Annotated in this window: 17 protein-coding genes; 8 read left to right on the forward strand and 9 right to left on the reverse strand. The window is 27.0% G+C overall.

Annotation, left to right across the window (positions count from 1 at the left end; all coding sequences use genetic code 11):
- Positions 1-55 precede the first annotated feature (55 nt).
- The 4 genes from OW729_RS01395 to OW729_RS01410 form a co-directional block, all read right to left on the reverse strand.
- On the reverse strand, positions 56-502 hold the full coding sequence (locus OW729_RS01395; RefSeq protein WP_268059608.1) for a DUF340 domain-containing protein: 447 nt from the start codon (positions 500-502) through the stop codon (positions 56-58).
- Positions 502-1305 (reverse strand): DUF3100 domain-containing protein, encoded by an 804-nt coding sequence (locus OW729_RS01400; protein ID WP_268059609.1) that lies wholly within the window; start codon positions 1303-1305, stop codon positions 502-504. The genes OW729_RS01395 and OW729_RS01400 overlap by 1 nt, the downstream gene beginning before the upstream one ends.
- A gap of 37 nt (positions 1306-1342) precedes the next feature.
- Entirely contained in the window at positions 1343-2650 is a 1308-nt protein-coding gene (locus tag OW729_RS01405; protein WP_268059610.1) for an amidohydrolase, read from the reverse strand.
- 735 nt (positions 2651-3385) lie between these two features.
- Positions 3386-3958, reverse strand: coding sequence for a hypothetical protein (locus tag OW729_RS01410; protein ID WP_268059611.1), 573 nt, complete (start codon positions 3956-3958; stop codon positions 3386-3388).
- A gap of 266 nt (positions 3959-4224) precedes the next feature.
- Here OW729_RS01410 and OW729_RS01415 point away from each other — a divergent pair, with 266 nt between their 5' ends.
- The 3 genes from OW729_RS01415 to OW729_RS01425 all read left to right on the forward strand — a co-directional run bounded on the left by OW729_RS01415 (position 4225) and on the right by OW729_RS01425 (position 6995).
- The gene (locus OW729_RS01415; protein ID WP_268059612.1) at positions 4225-4695 is read left to right on the forward strand and encodes a hypothetical protein; all 471 of its coding nucleotides are present in this window, start codon (positions 4225-4227) and stop codon (positions 4693-4695) included.
- A 292-nt stretch (positions 4696-4987) separates the two neighbouring features.
- Positions 4988-5461: a peptide-methionine (S)-S-oxide reductase MsrA gene (gene msrA, locus OW729_RS01420; protein WP_268059613.1), complete on the forward strand. Its 474-nt coding sequence runs from the start codon at positions 4988-4990 to the stop codon at positions 5459-5461.
- Between the two features lie 343 nt (positions 5462-5804).
- The gene (locus tag OW729_RS01425) at positions 5805-6995 is read left to right on the forward strand and encodes a hypothetical protein (protein WP_268059614.1); all 1191 of its coding nucleotides are present in this window, start codon (positions 5805-5807) and stop codon (positions 6993-6995) included.
- Between the two features lie 195 nt (positions 6996-7190).
- On the opposite strand, the gene OW729_RS01430 is transcribed toward OW729_RS01425, so the two are convergent.
- On the reverse strand, positions 7191-8108 hold the full coding sequence (locus OW729_RS01430) for a patatin-like phospholipase family protein (protein ID WP_268059615.1): 918 nt from the start codon (positions 8106-8108) through the stop codon (positions 7191-7193).
- Between the two features lie 520 nt (positions 8109-8628).
- Between OW729_RS01430 and OW729_RS01435 the strand changes: the two genes are divergently transcribed.
- From OW729_RS01435 to OW729_RS01450, 4 genes are all read left to right on the forward strand, one after another.
- Complete coding sequence (locus OW729_RS01435) at positions 8629-9633, forward strand: ketoacyl-ACP synthase III (RefSeq protein ID WP_268059616.1); 1005 nt, start codon at positions 8629-8631, stop codon at positions 9631-9633.
- Positions 9634-9744: 111 nt separating this feature from the next.
- Positions 9745-11277: a methyl-accepting chemotaxis protein gene (locus OW729_RS01440; RefSeq protein ID WP_268059617.1), complete on the forward strand. Its 1533-nt coding sequence runs from the start codon at positions 9745-9747 to the stop codon at positions 11275-11277.
- 129 nt (positions 11278-11406) lie between these two features.
- The gene (locus tag OW729_RS01445; protein WP_268059618.1) at positions 11407-12267 is read left to right on the forward strand and encodes a DUF1835 domain-containing protein; all 861 of its coding nucleotides are present in this window, start codon (positions 11407-11409) and stop codon (positions 12265-12267) included.
- Between the two features lie 150 nt (positions 12268-12417).
- Positions 12418-15801 (forward strand): insulinase family protein, encoded by a 3384-nt coding sequence (locus tag OW729_RS01450; RefSeq protein WP_268059619.1) that lies wholly within the window; start codon positions 12418-12420, stop codon positions 15799-15801.
- 198 nt (positions 15802-15999) lie between these two features.
- Here the strand turns inward: OW729_RS01450 and nadC are convergent, their stop codons facing one another.
- The 4 genes from nadC to OW729_RS01470 all read right to left on the reverse strand — a co-directional run bounded on the left by nadC (position 16000) and on the right by OW729_RS01470 (position 19598).
- Entirely contained in the window at positions 16000-16839 is an 840-nt protein-coding gene (nadC, locus tag OW729_RS01455) for a carboxylating nicotinate-nucleotide diphosphorylase (RefSeq protein WP_268059620.1), read from the reverse strand.
- Positions 16820-18121, reverse strand: a complete 1302-nt coding sequence (locus OW729_RS01460; RefSeq protein WP_268059621.1) for an L-aspartate oxidase — start codon at positions 18119-18121, stop codon at positions 16820-16822. Before OW729_RS01460 ends, nadC begins: the two co-directional genes overlap by 20 nt.
- 5 nt (positions 18122-18126) lie before the next feature.
- Positions 18127-19029 (reverse strand): quinolinate synthase NadA, encoded by a 903-nt coding sequence (nadA, locus tag OW729_RS01465; protein WP_268059622.1) that lies wholly within the window; start codon positions 19027-19029, stop codon positions 18127-18129.
- Positions 19030-19277: 248 nt separating this feature from the next.
- On the reverse strand, positions 19278-19598 hold the full coding sequence (locus tag OW729_RS01470) for a hypothetical protein (protein WP_268059623.1): 321 nt from the start codon (positions 19596-19598) through the stop codon (positions 19278-19280).
- 564 nt (positions 19599-20162) lie between these two features.
- Between OW729_RS01470 and OW729_RS01475 the strand changes: the two genes are divergently transcribed.
- A complete protein-coding gene (locus OW729_RS01475) occupies positions 20163-20606 on the forward strand; it encodes a hypothetical protein (RefSeq protein ID WP_268059624.1) in 444 nt (147 codons plus the stop codon).
- The last annotated feature ends 21 nt before the right edge of the window (positions 20607-20627 follow it).

Here is a 20627-nt window from a genome sequence, read left to right on the forward strand (position 1 = left end):
CATCTATTTAAGTTTTTATAAATTATTGGGTGAAACTAAGTAATATTTAAAATTATTAAATTTGTCCCATAGATTTTAAAATTAATTGAGCAATAATAGCGGATGATAAATAAGTACCTATGAATACAAAGCAGGATAACAATACTAGTTTCCAACCGATTTTTGCAAAAGAATCCAAATCTTTTCCAATTGAAATGCCTGAATAAGCAAGTATTGGAGTTGTTAAAGATAAGAAACTAACTTTTTTTACATAATCTGAAACAACTGCTGCAAATGGAAAACCAGGGAATGTTAAAAGTGAGCCAATTAAAACTATATATGCTACACTTGGAATTTTAACAGGAATAACTTTAGTTAAAAGTACTCCGCAAACACAAATTGCAACAAGTATTATCATTCCAGGAATAGATTCCATAATTCCATTTTTATAACCAATTAAATTACCTACTAAGGATAAAACACCTACTATCACCATTATGAATAAAGTATCTTTTGTCTTCATTAGTTATCCTCCTTTACTTTTGTTTCAGGTAAAGTTCCATATTTAAGTTTATAAGATTTTTTATATAGCCATTCTGAGAGTGGTAGGGATAACCATAAAGACATATATAGTCCGTCAAGACCAGATAGCATATTACTTGCAGCACCAAAAGCAGCTAAGGTGTCTTTCATCTGAGGATACATAGAGCTTAAAGAACCTACTGATGCAGTCATCATACTAGCACTTCCAACTCCAGAAGCCATAGCTAAAGAATATGGATGTAGTGGTGAGTACGCGGCAAAAAAACTTGCAATTACGCCGAAAAATAAAGTACCAACAACTGTACCACAAATATATACGCCCATAACTCCTTGACCTTCAGGACCTTCCATACCGTAAACATCGCTGATTAGAGCAACGTTTGGTTCACGAGCTATAGAGTGAGCAGCTCCAATAGACTCTCTTTTTAGTCCAAGAAACACAGCTAAAGGTATTCCAAGAAAAACAGTACCTATATTTCCAAATTCTTGAAGGATAAGTGCGGGACCAGCTTTTATTATTTTAGGTAAGCTTGGACCTATTAAAGTTCCATAACGAGCCATAAGTAACATTAGGGTTACTGTTATTAAGCTTCCAGCATCAGACATATCTTTTTCATTTGCTACTTTTAAAAATTTAGGTGTTAAGAATATACCTATTATTAGAGCGTAAAGCATAGGTAATAAAACAATAGTTCCAGGACCACATTTAAAGTTAAATGCCCCTATGAGTTCTGAGATGATTACAAGGATAAGAACTATCCCATGAAGTTTCCAATTTTTCATTTGTTTGCCCCCATTTCTTTTGTATAATATGAATAAATTAGCTAAAATAGTTTTCCATCATAGCTACATATTCTTCTTTAGTTAATAAAGGTTTGAAATTTGACTTTATTTCTTTAGCTTTTTCAGCTTCATTACTTAATAGGTCTACTATAGTCATAGCAAATAATTTAGCAGGTAATAAAGCAGCAGAAGAATAATCCACTGCATGAAAATCTTCTGTATGAAGCGCACCGTCAACTCCACCTATAAAAGGATGTATTGTAGGTATTATATGAGATAAATCTCCCATATCTGTTGAAGCACCAAAATGCCCAGCATTTACTACTTGTTCTTTTGGCAATATACTTAAAGCATTATCTACAAACAAGTTATTTAAATCTTTAGAGCAGTTTAAAGGTAAATAACCTGGAATTGTTTTTACGATGGTTTCAGCTCCTACAGCATAACCACCAGCTTTTAAAGCATTATCTACTTTAATGTGAGTGTTTTCTATTGATTTCATGCTTTTAGCTCTAACATAAGTTTCAAGTCTAACATCACAAGGAACACTATTAACTGTATCTCCACCTTTTGTTATAATAGGGTGAACTCTTACATGATCCTCATCTATAAAAGTTTCTCTAAGAGCATTTATTCCCATGAGGCCTATCATTGCTGCATTTAAAGCATTAACGCCTTCATGAGGTGCTTCAGCTGCATGAGCAGTTTTGCCAATATACTGAATAGTTTTAGCCATAAAGCCATTGCTTGTATCTCCAACAGATACTTTAGTTTCAGGTGTATTTTTATCAGAATGCATCATCATAGAAATATCTACATCATCAAATTCACCAAGGTATATAAGTTCTTGTTTTCCACCAAAGAAATGAATTTTACCTTCTTTATGAAGTTTTTCTCTATATTCAATTTCTATAAATTCTTCAGCTGGAACTCCCATAAATGTTACATTGCCATGAAGCTTGTCTGCAATATTAGATAATTTTAATCCTAAAGCCGCTCCCATCATTGCTGTAAGTTGTAGATTGTGGCCGCATGCATGAGCTGCTCCTGTTAAAGGATCTGCTTTAGAACTAGTTGGACAAAGAACGGCATCTAATTCACCAAGAATAGCTACATTAGGTCCTTCTGAAGAGTTCTTTAATTTTGCTTTCACACCTGTTATAGCTAAATTATTTTTGTAAGGAAGATTCAATTCCTCAAAAAAATTTGCTACAATTTGTGAAGTTTTGTTTTCCTTAAAACCAAGCTCTGGAGATTCATCAATTTTTTTAGCTAAGGCTATAAGTTTTTCTGCATTGTCATCAATAGTTTTGCAGACTAGTTTTTTTAATTCTTCATTGGTCATTTTAATCGCCCCTTTTTATGATAAATATTAGTAATGAGTACAGTTATTGTATCACTTATATATAAAATAGTAAATAAGAGTAGCACAGTTGAATATTTAATAAGTTAATAATGTAGCATATATATAATATATACATACATATATCTTATATGTATAAGTAATTAGTATAGCTATTATATCATTTTTATATATAATAGTAAATAAAAATAGCATAATTAATATTTAAAAAGGTAATAGTGTAGCTTATATATTGTATAAGTACTATATATGAGAACTTTATAATTTTAAAATAACATATATCCAAGCTAAAAACTGGACAATAGAATTATTATAATTAATTAAGATGGTAAATTTAATTAATGAAGGTGAGTACAACCCGTCAACAGGGAAAGTTGAACTTATGGAGCGTCTGGAGCAGGCCTGTGGTTCGATTCCACTACAACAAATTATGCTCATAATTGTAACAAGAGTACAATTAGATTGTAAATGTAACTACCAAGTACTAATTTATTAATTAAATTGAGGTGTGGGTAAGGGGAAAATTAATACAACATATATACTAATATACTAAGATTATAATGCTTAATATATAATGAAATTAAATTACCCCATAATTCATAAGAAAAATGAATTATGGGGTAATTTAATGGTGAAAATCCAAAATAGAGAAAATTGCATTACACATTTGAAGTTTTTAATTATGCAATTTTCTTAATACAATAAAATAAGTAAGAGCTATTCACTACTAGTAGCAGAGATTGTATAACCACTGTAATCTTTATTTGAATCATCAAAAATTATATTTATAGAATTAAAATCTTTAGATATATAAATGGGACTTAGTTCTATGTGGTTTTCTTCGTTTATAGGAAAAACTGTATAATGATCATCATCTTTTGTTACTAAAATATTGATTATATATTTTTTATTACAAAAGTTCATAGTAGCATCTATCTTTTCATCACCGGTCAAATCTTTATATATCTTTCCATCTATATTTATAGAAACATTTTTCTTTATAATTTTTTTCCCATCCAACATATTACCATAATAGGTTTTTTCAATATTTGTAGGTTTGCAATATATAAATGAACTTATGGTTATTATTATCAACATAATCAATAATGCTAGTTCCCATTTAGTACCTCTTTTATTACGTCTATTTATTATGAGTAATATAATCAGAGCAAAACAACCGATAAATATAGCTAATACAGTCCATAATGTAATATTATAATTATTTTTCTTTGCAATATCATAACATAATTTAATAGAAATAAGTTTTATAATTATGATAAATATATACATGCAAATCCTCCACAATAATGTAATTAAATACATAAATATAAAAAAATATATTTATATCATATTTATGGATTAATACTAACATATATTATGATATGAGACAATCATGTAAATTGTATTCTATTAAAGTTATTCAGTAAGGATATTATTTCCTAAAAAATAATATGAAAATAAAAAATATCAATAAAATATTGGATTTATATAGTACTACAATATATAAACTACGAATAAAATATTTATTGAAATAAAGTGATTAAAAGGAGAGCCTTATGAATTCTTATAATTTTGTTGATGAAAATTTTTTTGATAATGGAAAAAATTATTGTGTGTCTAATTCTAGTACTAAATTAGATTCTTATAATGCAACACCACATCTGGGACTTAATGGTAAATTAATTAAAGGATCAGCTTGTAATGTTTATTTTGTGTGGAATGGTGGTTATAAATGCTTTGTGCCAAATGCTAATACATTTAACAATTTATTCAAAAATTGGAAGACTATAATACAATTACATGATGATGAACTAAATAGTATTTCGACTGGTCCAGACATATCTAATAATGCATGTCTTATAACTGGTAATAACAATACTTACCTTTTGACTAATGGTGAAAAACATTTCATTACTGCACCTTCTGTTATGGAGTATTGTAATTTTGATTGGAAAAAAATTTTGAAAGTACCTCAAATCATTATAGATTCTATACCTAATGGTAAAAACATTGATTATGGTATATAACTAAATTTTTTATTATTTAATTAGTGATATGATAATTTGCCTATATATTTTATATAGACAAATTTAGGCTGTTGGCAAATATAATTTGTTAACAGCTTTTTACATTTAGAATAAAGAATTTAATATTTATATGGAATATAAATTGAAATCCATAAAGTTTATTAATATAAATATTAAAATATGGAGATGAATATAGTATAATTAAATTTGTATAAATGTAAAAATATGCAAATATATCAATTTAATAAACTGAAAAAGTCTATTAAATTATAAAAAATAGGGGGTATTATTTATGAAGGAAATAGTTTTAGCTGGAGGATGTTTTTGGGGAGTAGAAGAATATATATCAAGAAGTCAGGGGATATTGGAAACAAAAGTTGGTTATGCAAATGGAATAAAAGAAAATCCTAGATATGAGGAAGTGTGCACTGGAACTACAGGCCACGCAGAAGCTTGTTACATAAAGTATGATGAAAAAATTATATCTTTAGAAGAATTGTTAAGTAAATTTTGGAGTATAATAGATCCAACATCAGTAAATAAACAGGGTAATGATATGGGGAGTCAATATAGAACAGGCATATTTTATTTAGATGAGAAAGATTTAAATATAATTACAAAGAGTAAAGACCAGGAACAAAAAAATTATGAAAAGTCTATAGCTACTAAAATAGAGCCTTTAGAATGTTTTTATGATGCTGAAGAATATCATCAAAAATATTTAAAGAAAAATCCAGAAGGATATTGTCATATACATTTAGACTAGTTCTAAATAAAAACTTAATATTAGTATCTTACTACCATATATAAGAATCTTAAAATATTGATAAAGAATTTTTGAGAAGTGTATCTAAATTTCATGAAAGTTTAAATAAGCGTAGGTTAATTTGTTAAAAGCGAATTTATCTACGTCTTTTTTATAAGGTTCTATTTTCAAGGATATCAAAATACAAGTAGGTATAATTACTATATATGATAAAAACAATAATATTTTAACTTAGTAATTTATTAAACATAATCCAAAACATATATGGTAATATTTTAAAATAAATAGAAAAATATGGTATAATAAAATAAACCCAATATATTGTAATAAGGGGGAAGAAGTTGTGAGTAATATTACTTCATTCATTGATGGTAGTAAAAGAATGTATGGATTTATAAATGAAAGAGGAAATTATAGCCTGGATTTTGATAAAAAAGATACATCTTCTTACTTTATAATAATAGCTATGTTAGTAGATGAAAATAATCTAGACTATTTAGAAAATGAGATGAGTAAAATCAGTAAAGAATTTTTAAGGGTTGGGGAAACTAATATTATACAAAGTTTAAATAGTTATCCTAATAGAGTTATGATACTTAATAAAATTAAAGATTTAGAGTTTGAAATTTTTTCAGTCATTGTTGATAAAAAGAAGATATTTGAGAGTAGTGGATTAAGGTGTACTAAGTCATTTTTGAAATTTCTTAATGGATTACTTTATAATGAGATACATAATTATTTTCCTAAGTTGCAAATAATAGTTAAGTCAGATGAGGACAAGCAATTCATGGAAGAGTTTAAAAAATATATTTTAAAAAATCATATTCCAAATCTATTAGGTGAATATGAGTTTGGATTTAGTAATAATAAATCTGAAAACTTAATGCAGCTATCTGAAGTAATTTGCCAAATAATTGCAGCTGGGTATGAAGAAAGTCTTAAGTCATATGAATTAAGTGTATATATGGATATATTGCAAGATAAGCTTTTACCTATTGTAATATGGCCCCAAGAATTAGAAGATTATATTAAAAAATTAGAACAATATAAGAGTGATGATTATGACGAAAACATAGCATATAGCAGTGTAAGGCTAGCTATTAAATTTATTAAAAATAATAAAAATAGTAATCATATTGAGAAACAGGAACAAGTTTATGTACTAAGATATTTGTTAAGTATGCTAATTTCTCAAAAATCAAATGAGTATATATCTTCTAGAGATATTATAAATAATTTATGTGAAATAACAGGAAGAGAATATAATCCACAATATTTTAAGACAAGGATAATAGCTAAGTTAAGAGATGCCGGAGTAATAATTTCTAGTAGCCAAAATGGTTATAAGATACCAATTAAAGAAAAGGAAATATTAGCTTTTGTCAATCAGACAAGCTCTATGATTAAACCTATGTTAGAAAGACTTAAAATATGTAGAAATAGAGTATTAAGTGCAACAGATAATGAGTTCGATGTTTTGAATTTTCAGGAATATAAATATCTAAAGGAATTTTATGATAAGACTATGTTTTAGAAAATTAAGGAAATTGTATAATTCTTGTGTTGGGAACTTTAAATTGTACAATTTCCTCCATTAAATTATTGAATAAGTTATGTGGAATGTATCATAATAAATAAGAAAAATGAATATATACTAATATCTTATCTTAAGAATGCTAATTTTCAAGGTGAATTTATTTTGATAGGATCAATTAAATAGTGATCTAGATTATATAATATATTTTTTAATATATTCTTGAAAATCCCATGTATCCAAAAAGTTTTTTGCAGCTCTATATCCAGATTTGAAAAGCATTAAACTTTTTTCCTTTGAAAGATTAAAATCTGTTACATCTACATTAAAAGCTGGCACAAAAACTGTTCTAGCAGTATCTTCTTCGCTTAAATATCTTCCATTTGTTCTACATGTCATTGTATCTGCAATGTCGAATAAAAAAGACATTGGGTCTGTTTTCCCTTCAGAAGTATAACTTAAATTTGAAGTTTTGAATTTAAAACCAATGGTTGGTATGTCATACTTATCATTAGTGTCAAATATAGATATAGGATAGTTCCAACATATTCCACCATCTACAACATAACTAATTCCACCATGATATTTAAATTTTACAGGCTTGAAGTAAAAAGGAATACTCATACTCATCCTTATAGCTTTAGAAATTTTAAAATTCATTGGATTTATCCCATAATCAGAAAGGCTATCTGGAAGTATTAACATCTTTTTTTTTGTAATGTCTGAAGCAATTACTTTCAGTTTACATTCTCCATTTTTACAAATATCCTTAAATGTAGAAACGTCTTTTTTGTTTAGTAGCTCTTCTATCCATTTTTCAAAATAGTTTCCTGAATAAATTCCTTTCTCTGCAAAGACTCCCAAGGGTTTTCCAAGCAGAGGGATTTTTTGCATCCTATCCTTATCTAAAAATTTAAGAAAATTAGTTTGAACCATTATTTTCTCTATTTCTTTTGAAGTATAGCCAGATGCTAAAAGAGCAGCAAGTATAGCCCCCGCAGAGCTTCCACCTACCTTTCTCCATTTATATTCTTTCTTTTCAAAGTAACTCAGTGCCCCAATCAAACCTATTCCTCTCATTCCACCACCTTCAAATACAGCATCGCATATCATATATTACCTCCCTATATGTTTCACATGTTAAGTTACATAAGTATTTAATAATTTTCTTTTCTTAGAAAATATAATTAGTTTGAGAGAAAAAACTAATCTTTAAAGGATTAATGAACAAATTGAAGTTAATAATTATTTAAGATAACTTATGATGTGAAATATTTAAATAAAGCATATACTTAATGAAAAATAAATAGTTCAAATAAAAGTACATGTTTAAAATATATAAAATAAATTATAAAATTATTATATTTTTTATGAATAAATTGTAAGAATACATTAAAGAACTTTTCAAATGTTTGTTTAAAAAACTTCATTAGGTTTGCATATAATTTATAACAAAAATAGGGAATTTATAAAATTTTAATTCTAAATTTAGAGTTTTTTTTAAATATTAATGAGTTAAAAATTTAAAATATAATATTTTTTATAATAAAATTAATTTTTGTGTTAAAATTTAGTCTTAATAGACGATAATTGGTTTATATCATAATTTAACTAACCAAGGAGGAATATGTATATGACTTATAGGAACATAAGATTAAAAGGAATAGAAATATATCATCCTAAAAACAAAGTACATAATTCATTTTTTATTAAACACTTTGATAAAGAGGCTGAAAAAGTAGAAAAATTAATGGAACATTTAGGACGAGAGTATAGGTATTTTGGAGATTTAAATGAGGAAAATGCATTAACCTTAGCAGTTGAATCTTCTAAAAAGGTGATGAAGGCTGCTAATATATGTCCAGAAGAGCTTGATATGATAGTATTCGCTTCTGATACACCAGAGTATACTTTTCCTAGTAATGCATTAAAGATAAATAATGAAATTAAAGCTAAAAATGCACATCTTGTTTATGATATGAATTCTAATTGTATAGGAATGTTAACAGCTATGGACGTAGTAAGTAGATATATGAAATCTAATAATAATATTAAAAAAGCACTTGTTGTAGGATCATTGATGATAAGTTCTGTAATAGACAAAAATGATGATTTAACTTATCCAACATTTGCAGATGGTAGTGCTGCTATCATACTTGAAGCAGTGGAGGAAAATGAGAGTAGAGGGTTTATAGACTCTAATACATTTACAGACAGTAATTATCATAATTCATTTTTAAATCCTTTGTGTGGATTATCTAAATTACATAAAAATGATGTACAATCAAGGGCTAAGCAGTTACTGTGGTCTCCGTTTGATTTCAGTTTTTTAGCTACTAATTGGAAAAAAGTTATAACTGAAATGCTTGATAGATATAGCTTGCAACCAGAAGAAATAGGACATTTTTTATTTTCACAATTCTCAAAGCCAGATGTAGAAGAAACTTTAAAAAAGATGAATGTAGGGTTAGATAAGTATACATTTGTAGGAAATGAATATGGGTATACTGGGGTATCAAGCCCATTTTTTGCATTACATAGGGCTCTAAAAGATAATAAGATAAAAGAAAACGATTATGTGGTATTTTGTTCAGTAGGAGCTGGATATACAATGACTTCTATATTATATAAATTTTAATTATAATTTGATTTTTAAAATCAATTTAATAAATTAAAGTTATGTCTTGTTATATTAATAACTTTTAAAAGTTTATTTAAATATAAACATATAAAATCGGAGGGACATTCAATGGATAATAATGTTAATACCATTATAGATTATCAAAGAAAAACTTATAAGTTAGTTATAAATATTTATATTTTAAGTATTACTGCAGCAGTATTATTATTTCCTAGTGTGAAAGCGTTTGGATTATATCCAGAAGTTGAGTGGAAATATATAATTGGATTTATTGTAATAGGTTTATTGGAAAATATAGTATTAGGACTTACGAAAAACAAAATTTCAGATAGAGAAAAAACAAGTGATAAGAAATTTTCTAGAGTTAAAACTTTAGTGGGATTAGGGTGTTTTGTAAATTATATTTATATGTCAATTATGATTCCATCTAAAGAATTATGGGTATGTGTATTTTACTTTATTTTATTATGTGCAGCATTTTTAGATAAAAAGTTAATCATAGAATCAATTGGATTAGGTATTATTTCTCAGATATTAATTTTCAAAATGAATCCTTCGGTTTTACCATCACAAGATGTGTTGTTGAGGGAAGGTATTATGAGATTAGTTGTTATACCCTTAATATGTTTTGGAATATATTTTTTCATGTATCTTTCTAGTGATTTATTAGAAAAAGTTGATCTTAAAATGAAAACAGAAGTTGAACATAACAAAAAAATATCAAATTTATTTACTAGAATATCAGAGTTTTCACAAACTTTATTAAGTTCTAGTGAAAACTTAACGGCTGTTATAGAGGATGAACATAGCTTCATTCAAGAAATAGCAAGTACTAGTACTGATGTTAATCAAGATAGTAATGAAATGTTAGAAAAAACAGAAAAAAATAGGGAAATATTAGAAGGCTTACAGAATTTAAACCAAACAGTATCTACAAAAGCGAAAGATACAGAAAAATTATCTTCTGATTTAATAGATATCGCTAATGAAAATAAAAATTCACTCAATAAAGCACTAGAGATTATAAACAATATAAAAGAAAGTATAGAAAATACTCTTAATGCTACAAAAGTATTAAATGAGAAATCAGATCAACTAGATAGTATTTTTAAAATTTTAGCGGATATTTCAGATAAAACTAATCTTTTAGCATTAAATGCATCAATTGAAGCTGCAAGGGTTGGAGAAGCAGGTAAAGGATTTGCAGTAGTAGCTACTGAAATACAAAAACTTTCTGAAAGCACTAAACAATCCTTAGATGAAGTTGGTTTAATTACAAATGAACTTAAGGGGAATGTTTGTAAAGTAGAAAATCTTATGATAAACAACAATGGAGAGATAATAGAGGGAAACAATATATTAAATTCAGTATTTAATAGTGTAGGAAAAATGATGTTAGTATTAAATACATCTGTAAATGATATAAAAGATATCAATACATCTGCTGAAGTATTGCTAACTGAAGTAAATAGTGTTGTAAAATTTAATGCGAATATATATGGAACTACTAAAGAGACTATAAGTAAATTTAAAAATGTAACTGAGAAGATTAATGAAAATGTAAACCTTATAGAAGAAATATCAGTTAATACTGAGAATTTAAAGGATATAGCAAGTGAAATGAGTAAAATTATTGAATAGATAAGATTGTAAAATGCTTTAAGGTTTCCTATAATTTATTTTAGTAAAACAAATATAACTTAGTATAGTATTATTTGTTTTACTTATTAATTATGCTTCAAGATAGGTTTATGTTGAAGGAGGGGAAATATGGATAGAGTAATTCATATATGTTTTTCTGCAAGTGCTGGTGGAAGCTTAAAGCATGCAATTAAAAGTGAGGTAATTAAAGGAGATAAGGTTATATGTCTTTATGATGATTTATCTAATGGTCCTATAGACAAATTAAATACCATAGACAAAAGATTAAAATGGTTGAAAAAGATTATCTTATATGAAGAACTTAAGAATACAATTTTATTAAAAGAAGATAAGAATTCAGAATTTTACAAAGAAATATATAATGAATTAGAAGTTTGGGGAGTAAGGGAGTTTAAGGAAAAATATGATGAGTATCATAAAGAAATTATAAATGTAGATAATGAGGACACTATATATTTTTGGTGTGCTGAAAATGCTATGGAACTTACAGGATTAATGTATACTCTTGAATTATTGAATTGTAGTTTAGATAAAACTTATTTAATTAATGCATCAGAAGTTACATACAATCAAGGTATGATTAATGAATTTACTCCAAGAGCGATTGGAGAAATAGCCCCAAAAAGATTTCCAGAGTTTATGAAGATATCTAAAAAGATTAATGAAGAGATGTATCAATCTTTATCAGAAAATTTCAAAGTTTTGAAAAGTAAAAATACTAATCTTAGAGTTTATAAGGACGGTAAAGTTATAAGTGTGTCAGAGGATTATTTTGATGAGTTTATATTACATTATGTAGAGGAAAAATTTAGGAAATCTGCTAGGGCTGTTGGTAATGTATTAGGACATAATAAAGACCTAACAACTGATACGTATATAGTTTGGAGAATTACTGAGCTTATTAAGAATAATAAAATTCAGTATAAAGGAAAATTTGGAATAATGAGATATATGGAAATAAAAAAGTAAGTTAATGTGAATTATTGGGCAAGCTAATAATATAAAAATACAATAAACCTTAAGTAAATCTTAAGTTTACTCCTAATAATTGTATAAGAATAAATTATATGCTAATATGTACTAGAATTACAAATTTTCATAAAAAAAGGGGAGTTAACAATGAACAGAAAATTAAAATCTACATTGGTTTTAACTTTGGCAGCAGTTATTACTTCTCAAACTTTAGTAATGGGAAGTATGGGCAAAGTTAAGGCATTAGATTTAAATTCAAAGACTTGTTATGCATTGGTAGCAAATCAAGAGGATTTAGGGGGATTTCAGTTAGTATCAAAAAAATGGGTTGAAGATTTAAAATGCAATGCTTATGAATATAAACATCCTAAGAGTGGAGCACGTCTTATGTTTCTAGACAATAAAAACGAAGATAAAATGTTTTGTGTTAATTTCCGTACTCCTTCTAAGGATGATACAGGAATAAATCATATTATAGAACATTCAGTTCTGCAAGGTTCTAAGAAATATCCAGTTAAAGATCCTTTTATAGAAATGAGCAAACGTTCATTAAATACTTTCTTAAATGCTATGACTGCATCAGATAGCACTATGTATCCAGTGTCAAGTAAAAATAGTAAAGACTTTGAAAACTTAATGAGTATATATTTAGATGCTGTTTTTTGCCCTAATATGGCTACAGATGAAAAAATATTTAAAGAAGAAGGCTGGAGATATGAACTAAAATCTCCTAATGATGAGTTAAAGTATAATGGCATAGTTTATAACGAAATGAAAGGAAATTATTCTAGTCCTGATCGTATATTAAATAGGGCTATTAATCAATCTCTTTTCCCAGACACCTCGTATAAATATGAGTCTGGCGGATATCCTGAAGAAATGCCAAATTTAACTTATCAAAAGTTTGTAAATACATATAAAGAGTATTATAATCCTTCAAATAGTTATTTCTATTTATCAGGAAATTTAAATATAAACAAAGCTTTAAAATATATAGGTGAAAACTATTTAAATAATTTTGATAAAAAAGAAGTCAAAACAGAGTTACAAATTCAAAAACCATTTAATGAAAGAAAAATGAAGGTTGAAGAATATTCAATACCAAAAGGTACATCAATTGAAAATAAAACTTATTTAAGTTCAAACTATGTAGTGGATACTGTGAAAAACAAGGATGTAGTTTTAGGATTTTCAGTACTTCAGACATTGTTAGCAGGTATGCCGTCTTCTCCTATTTCAAAGGCATTAAAGGAAAATGGATTTGGAGAGAATGTTAGCGCAAGCTTTAATCCTAATTCTTTGCAACCCGTATTTAGCATAAATGCACAAAATGTAGATGAAAGTAAGAAAGAGAAGTTCCAAGAAATAATTGATAAAACGCTTAAAGACGTAGCTAAAAATGGATTTGATAAAGATTTAATGAATTCTGTACTTAATGTATATGAACTTTCTAATCGTACTGTAAAAGGCAACTTTGCCCTTGCATATAATATGTTAATGATGAGAAGCTGGTTATATGATGGAGAACCAACATTATATTTAAATATAAACTCAGATATAAACAATCTTAAAGATAAGATAAAAAATGGATATTTGCAGACGTTAGTACAAAAATATTTATTAGATAATAAACATGCATCTTTAATAGTTTTAAAACCTTCACCTGGACTTGAAGAAAAGAAGGAAGCTGAATTAAAAGGAAAATTAGCAAAAATTAAAGCTAGTCTTTCAAAAGATGAAATAAATAAACTTGTACAACAAACAAAAGAACTTAAAAAATGGCAAGAAACTCCAAATTCAAAAGAAGCTTTAAGTAAACTTCCAAGCCTTACTCGTGAAGACATAAGTAGCAAAGCTAAAGAATACAACACAGTAGAAAAAGATATAGATGGAATTAAAACACTGTACCATCCTATTTATACTAATGGAGTCGATTATATAAGATTATTTTTCGATACTACTAAAGTACCTCAAGAAAAATTATGTTATATGTATTTGTTAAGTGGACTTTTAGGTAGTATGGATACAAAGAAATATAGTGAAGAAGATTTAATGGAGGAAATATTAAAAAATTCAGGTGGTATTAGTATTCAAAATAACAATTTTGTAAAACAGAAAGACAACAATGTATATCACCCTAAAATGATGGTGAGTATTACATCATTAAAAGAAAAGACACCTATAAGCTTTGAATTAGTAAAAGAAATAATATACAATAGTAAATTAAATGATAAAGCAAAGTTAAAAGATAAAATAAAGAATATAAAGATGGTAAATGAATCAGTATTAAATTCAAGTGGTGATAGTGTAGCTATGCAAAAAATAGTATCTTATATGTCAGAGTCAGGTAAATACAATAATCACCAGACAGAAGAATTTTATAAATTTTTATGTGATTTAGATAAAAATTTTGATAGTAAAAGTGATGAAATAATAAAAAATCTAGAAGAAGTTAAGAATCTTGTATTTAACAAGCAAGATATGATAGTTAGTTATACTGGAGAAGAAAAAGATTATAATAATTTTGTTAATAATTTCAAAAGCTTTTCAAATAATTTAAGAAATGAAAAATTGCAAAGTAATAAATATGTTTTTGATAGTTCTAATATTAATGAGGGAATAATGATACCTTCAAAGGTTCAATATGTAACAAAAGGCGGAGATTTGAAAAAAGCAGGTTATGAGCAAACTGGAAAACTTATGGTACTTGCTAATATATTACAAGGTGGATATTTGTGGAACAATATAAGAATAAAAGGCGGAGCTTATGGAACTAGCATGGATTTAAATAATTCTAATGTAATATTTTCATCTTATAGAGATCCAAATTTAAAGGAAACTTTAGATATTATTGATGGAATTCCAGAATATCTTAGTAAATTTGATGCAAGCGAACAAGAAATGACTAACTTTATAATAGGAACTATTGGAAAAATGGATGCTGCTAATAATTTTATAAATAGTATGTTAGGTCCTGCTGGTGATGCAATGATAGCCGATAGTTTGTATATAAGTGAGACTAAACAAGAAGACATGCAAAAGGAAAGAGAAGAAATTATATCAACTACAGCTGAAGATATAAGAAATTTTGCTAAGGTTATAGATACTTTATTAAAACAAGATTATCTATGTGTAGTTGGTGGAGAAACAAAAATTAAAGAAAATCAAAATAACTTTGCTGTTATAAAAAGTCTTACAGATGATAAGGATAAAAAATCATTAGTGATAGACATGGAGAAAAAAGAAAATGTTCCTATGGACAAAAAGTGGGGTATTAAATTCTCTAAAAGCTTAGATGAATTAACAGTAAATACATCAAATGTCTATGTTTTAGATGACAAGAATCATCAAGTTAAGGTAAAAGCAAGCTACGACAAAAAAAATAATTCTATTATAGTAGAACCAGAAAATTCATATGAAAAAGGCAAGAAATATACTTTATTTATTAAAGGCATTCAATCTTCAAAGGAAAATAAAAAACAATTTAAATTATTAGCTCCTATGAAGATGGAATTTACAGTGCAAAAATAGCAACTTAATATTTGAGAAAATTGTATAATCAAAAAATTTAAATAGGTAATGTAATTTTGTCATTTAAATAAAAAATAAATATTTCTATAAGCTATAAGTGAAAATTATTAAAATCAATTTTTGTTTATAGGAATATTATATAATAAAGGCACTCCTGATTTTTATAACAAGGAGTGCTTTTTTAGATTGAAAAATTATTTATTTATCTAATTTTAAATTTTTCATGCTTATATCTAATGCTTTAGCAGAATGAGTAATTTTACTTGTAGAAATATAATCTACTCCGGTGTTAGCGATGGATTTTACAGTACTAAGATTTACATTACCGGAGGCTTCAATTATAGCTCTTTTATTAATTATTTTTACTGCTTTTGTCATTGTTTCTATATCCATATTATCAAGCATTATTATATCAGCTTCAGCTTCTAATGCTTCATATACTTGATTTATAGTTTCAACTTCTACCTCTATTTTTCTTACAAAAGATACATTATTTTTTACTAGTGAGACAGCATTTTTTATTCCACCAGCAGCACTTATATGATTATCTTTAATGAGTATTCCATCAGATAAGCTAGACCTGTGATTAACTCCACCACCAATTTTAACTGCGTATTTTTCAAGCATTCTTAAATTAGGTGTTGTTTTTCTTGTATCTAAAAGCTTGGTTTTTGTACCTTTTAATTCATCTACAAAGCTTTTAGTAATAGTTGCTATACCGCTCATTTTTTGAAGCAAATTGAGGGCTAACCGTTCGCCGGTTAGTATATTTCGTGTATTCCCTTTAATTACACCTATAATCTGTGATTTTTCAACTGCACTTCCATCATCTACAAATAAGTCTATATTTACATTACCTAAAATTTGAAAAACTCTTTTAAAAACCTCAATACCTGCAATAAGACCATTTTCTTTTGCAATCAAATCAACGCAACAAGTGCTGTCTTCACCTATAACAGAATCTGTGGTTATATCTCCGTATAAAGAATCTTCTTTAAGAGCGTTTATTAGTACTTTATCAATAATTAACCAGTTCATTTTTTATATCACCCCGAATTTTTATTAACTCTTTTAAAACTATTTTTTTATTTAAAAGAGAAAGGTTTGTGGCGTATTGATTATCTATTTGTTTATCTATGCACTTTAAATTTATATTACGAATATTATTATTTATAATATTTGCAGCTCGTTTTGAGAATACTAGAGCTTCTAGTAGAGAGTTACTTGCAAGTCTATTAGCACCATGCACACCAGTACAACTAACTTCACCACAAGCAAATAAATTTTCCATAGAAGTTCGTGAATAGCAGTCTACTTTTATTCCACCCATAAAATAATGTTGAACAGGTGTAACTGGTATTTTCTCTTTTGTGATATCTAAATTTCTTGATTTACATTCACTGTATATTAATGGAAATCTTTTTATAATAAATTCTTTAGGCATATGTGTTATATCTAAATAAACATATTTTGAATTTGTTTTATTTTCTTCTTCCAATATAGCTTTCGAAACTATATTTCTTGGAAGTAATTCATCAACAAATCTTTTACCATTAATATTTACTAATTTAGCACCTTCTCCTCTTAGAGATTCTGAAATTAAAAATCTTTTTCCTTCTGCTTTATCTTCATATAATCCTGTAGGATGAAATTGAATGTAATTTAGATCTTTTACATCAATACATTTTCTTAAAGCTATAGCTATGCCATTGCCAGTTAGCGTTCTCTGATTAGTGGAATTCTTAAATAGTCCTCCTATACCTCCTGTTGAAAGTATTGTATTTTTAGCATATATATTAACTATGCTTTCTTCATTTGTTGCAATTCCACCAAAACATATATTATTTTTATCTATTAAATCTATAAGAGTTGTGTTTTCATATATTCGTATGTTTTTTCTTTTTATAACTTGTTTTAATAGAGCCTCAGAGACTTTTTTACCTGTTTTATCAGCACAATGAACAATTCTGTTAACACTATGGGCACCTTCTCTTGTATAATCCAGAAATCCGTTTTTTTTATCAAATTCCACACCTAAATTTATAAGCTCTTGAATGTTACTTAGTGATTCGGATGCAAGAACTTCTACTGCTTTTATATCATTTTTATAATTACCAGCTTTTAAGGTGTCTTCAATAAATAAGTCTTTGTCTTTTTCATCTCTGGCTGTAGAAATTCCCCCTTGAGCAAGGTAAGAATTACATTCTTCTAATGTTGATTTGGTAATCATCACTATATCTAAATTTTTATATAGATTTAATGCAGTATACATTCCAGCGATTCCAGTGCCGACTATAAGTACATCTGAATTAATATTCAATTTAATCACCTACCAAGAATATGCATATTTTCAAGAGCTCTATATGCTGATTTTCTTATATTTTCGTCAAGAGTTATCTCATTTTCTAAATTCTCAAGACAGAGATATAGATCTTTTAGAGTTGTAAGTTTCATATTTTTGCATATCATATTTAGAGTATAGAATTCTTTATCAGGATTTTTTTGTTTAAGTTTATGTAGAATTCCATCTTCAGTTACAATAAGATATTTTTTTAAATTGTTATGCGAAGCAAACTTCAATATATCCCCTGTACTACCTATAAAATCTGATAAATCTCTTACTTCTTTTTTACATTCTGGATGCGATAACACCTTGATATCTTGTCCGTATTTATTTTTGGCTTCAATAATGTCTTGAGCATTTATCATATCATGGATAACACAGCATCCGTCCCACAATATTATTTTCTTATCAGGTATTTGTTCTTGTATGTAGCTTCCAAGATTTTTGTCTGGTACAAATATTATTTCACTACTATCTAACTTTTTAACTATATTAATAGCGCTTGAAGATGTACAACACACATCTGAAACTGCTTTAACTTCAGTAGCAGAGTTTATATAACAAACTACTTTAGCATTTGGATATTTTATTTTTAATTCTTCAATATCTTTAGCATTAGCCATAGATACCATATAGCATGATGCATTTAAATTAGGAAGAAAAACTTTTTTATTTGGTGATAGAATTTTAGCACTTTCTGCCATAAATCTAACTCCACAGAATATTATATTTTTCTCAGTGCAATTTCTTCCTATTTCACTTAAATAATAAGAATCTCCAACATAATCAGCTATGTCTTGAATATCTCCATTTTGATAATAATGTGCTAGTATAATGGCATCTTTTTTTTGTTTTAATCTTAATATTTTCTCTTTAAAATTCATTAATTAGACCTCTCCTCTAAAGGTGTATACAAGTGTATATACACTTGCTTTAAATAATATACCATAATTTATTATTTTTATCAATATGTTAGATTATGTTAGTTACTTAGTATCAAACTTCAAAATATAGTTAATAAAATAAAAACTACCATTAAAATTATAAATTCAAATAATTTTAATGGTAGTAATATTTAGGTATAGTTATTTACTTATAGTTTATAAGTAAAATAAATTATAGAAAAAACGCACTAGTTTAAACCTAATGTAACACAAGTTTTTAAGTCGTAAAGGTGAAAGTCTATAGGTAAAGAATCAGTAACAATTTTTCCTATAACAACGTTAGTATTTTTAATTTTTTGTTTTAAAAATTGGAAATCTGTATCCGAGAGTTTTATATAATCTGTTATATTATTTGAATTACTTATAGTTGAGCTTTCATTATGAATTGTTGGACATTGAATGGTAATGCTGTTTTCATCTTTTAATAGCATTTCTCCAAGTAAATTTTTTTCTTCTCCAATAATCTTACCTTGAAATAAGCTTCCGTCTTGCAATAATAAATAACCCATTATTGTTACCTCCTGTTATTTTTGTCTCACTGGACAAATTTAATAATTGAAAGTAAATATCTATAAGATATTATAATTACTTTCTAAAAAAATTATAGCACATTGTATAGAAGTTTCAAGAAAAATTTTAAAGTACTACTCACAATGAAACTTGTATTTCGTATTTGAAACTTTTAATTATACAATTTTCTTATATAAAGAGAATATAATAGTTCATAACAAGGGACGATATAATTGTATTTTTATAAAGTTTTACATATCAAGAACTTGAATTTAATTTTTAATAAATAAACTATAACTCTCTTTAGCCGTAAATGAGTTATAGGTGAGTGTTATTAATAAAAACTTTGTCGTAAATATCATAATTTTTCTTATAATTCTCAAGTATAATCTTAAAAATTATATTATAATTAGCAATTAATGTTAGTAAATTCCGTTTATGCTTCATTTTATACGTTTCATGCATTTAGTATTGAAAAGCTGGTTACAGGGCTATATAATTTGGATAAGCTACTGGAAAGGTAGCAACTTAATTGAACTGTTTAAACATAGGGGGGAATTTTTATGAAAAAAATTAAAAAAGTTATTGTAATGTGTACATTGTGTGGAACTTTAGCTATAGGAATTTCAACAATTTCATTTGCTCACAATAGTGAAGCGCAAAAAGCTTATGGAGGATGGAGTGAATCAAGAGGATATTATTCCAATGTTGGAACTAGATCATCTAGAAGTGTTAGGAGTGTTAGAAGTTCTAGTCCTAAGTCTCATACAGGAAAAAGATTAATGAAGTGGATGGATAATTCTGGAACTGCTGGTTTTGCTTCATATGGAGAAACTATATGGCCAAACACTAAACACTATACAACTGCTCGAATGGAAAATAGTCATGGAGCTGTAAGAACAACAAGTGGTAGAAAATGGGGGGTAGGTTATACAGAGGCCACTTCACCATATTATGTACCTAGATGGCTTGAAAATATAGAAGCTAGAACATATTGGGGTCATTAATCAATATTTTAAAAATACAAG

It is taken from the genome of Clostridium brassicae (assembly GCF_026738875.1).
In the GTDB taxonomy this organism is placed as follows: domain Bacteria; phylum Bacillota; class Clostridia; order Clostridiales; family Clostridiaceae; genus Clostridium_H; species Clostridium_H brassicae.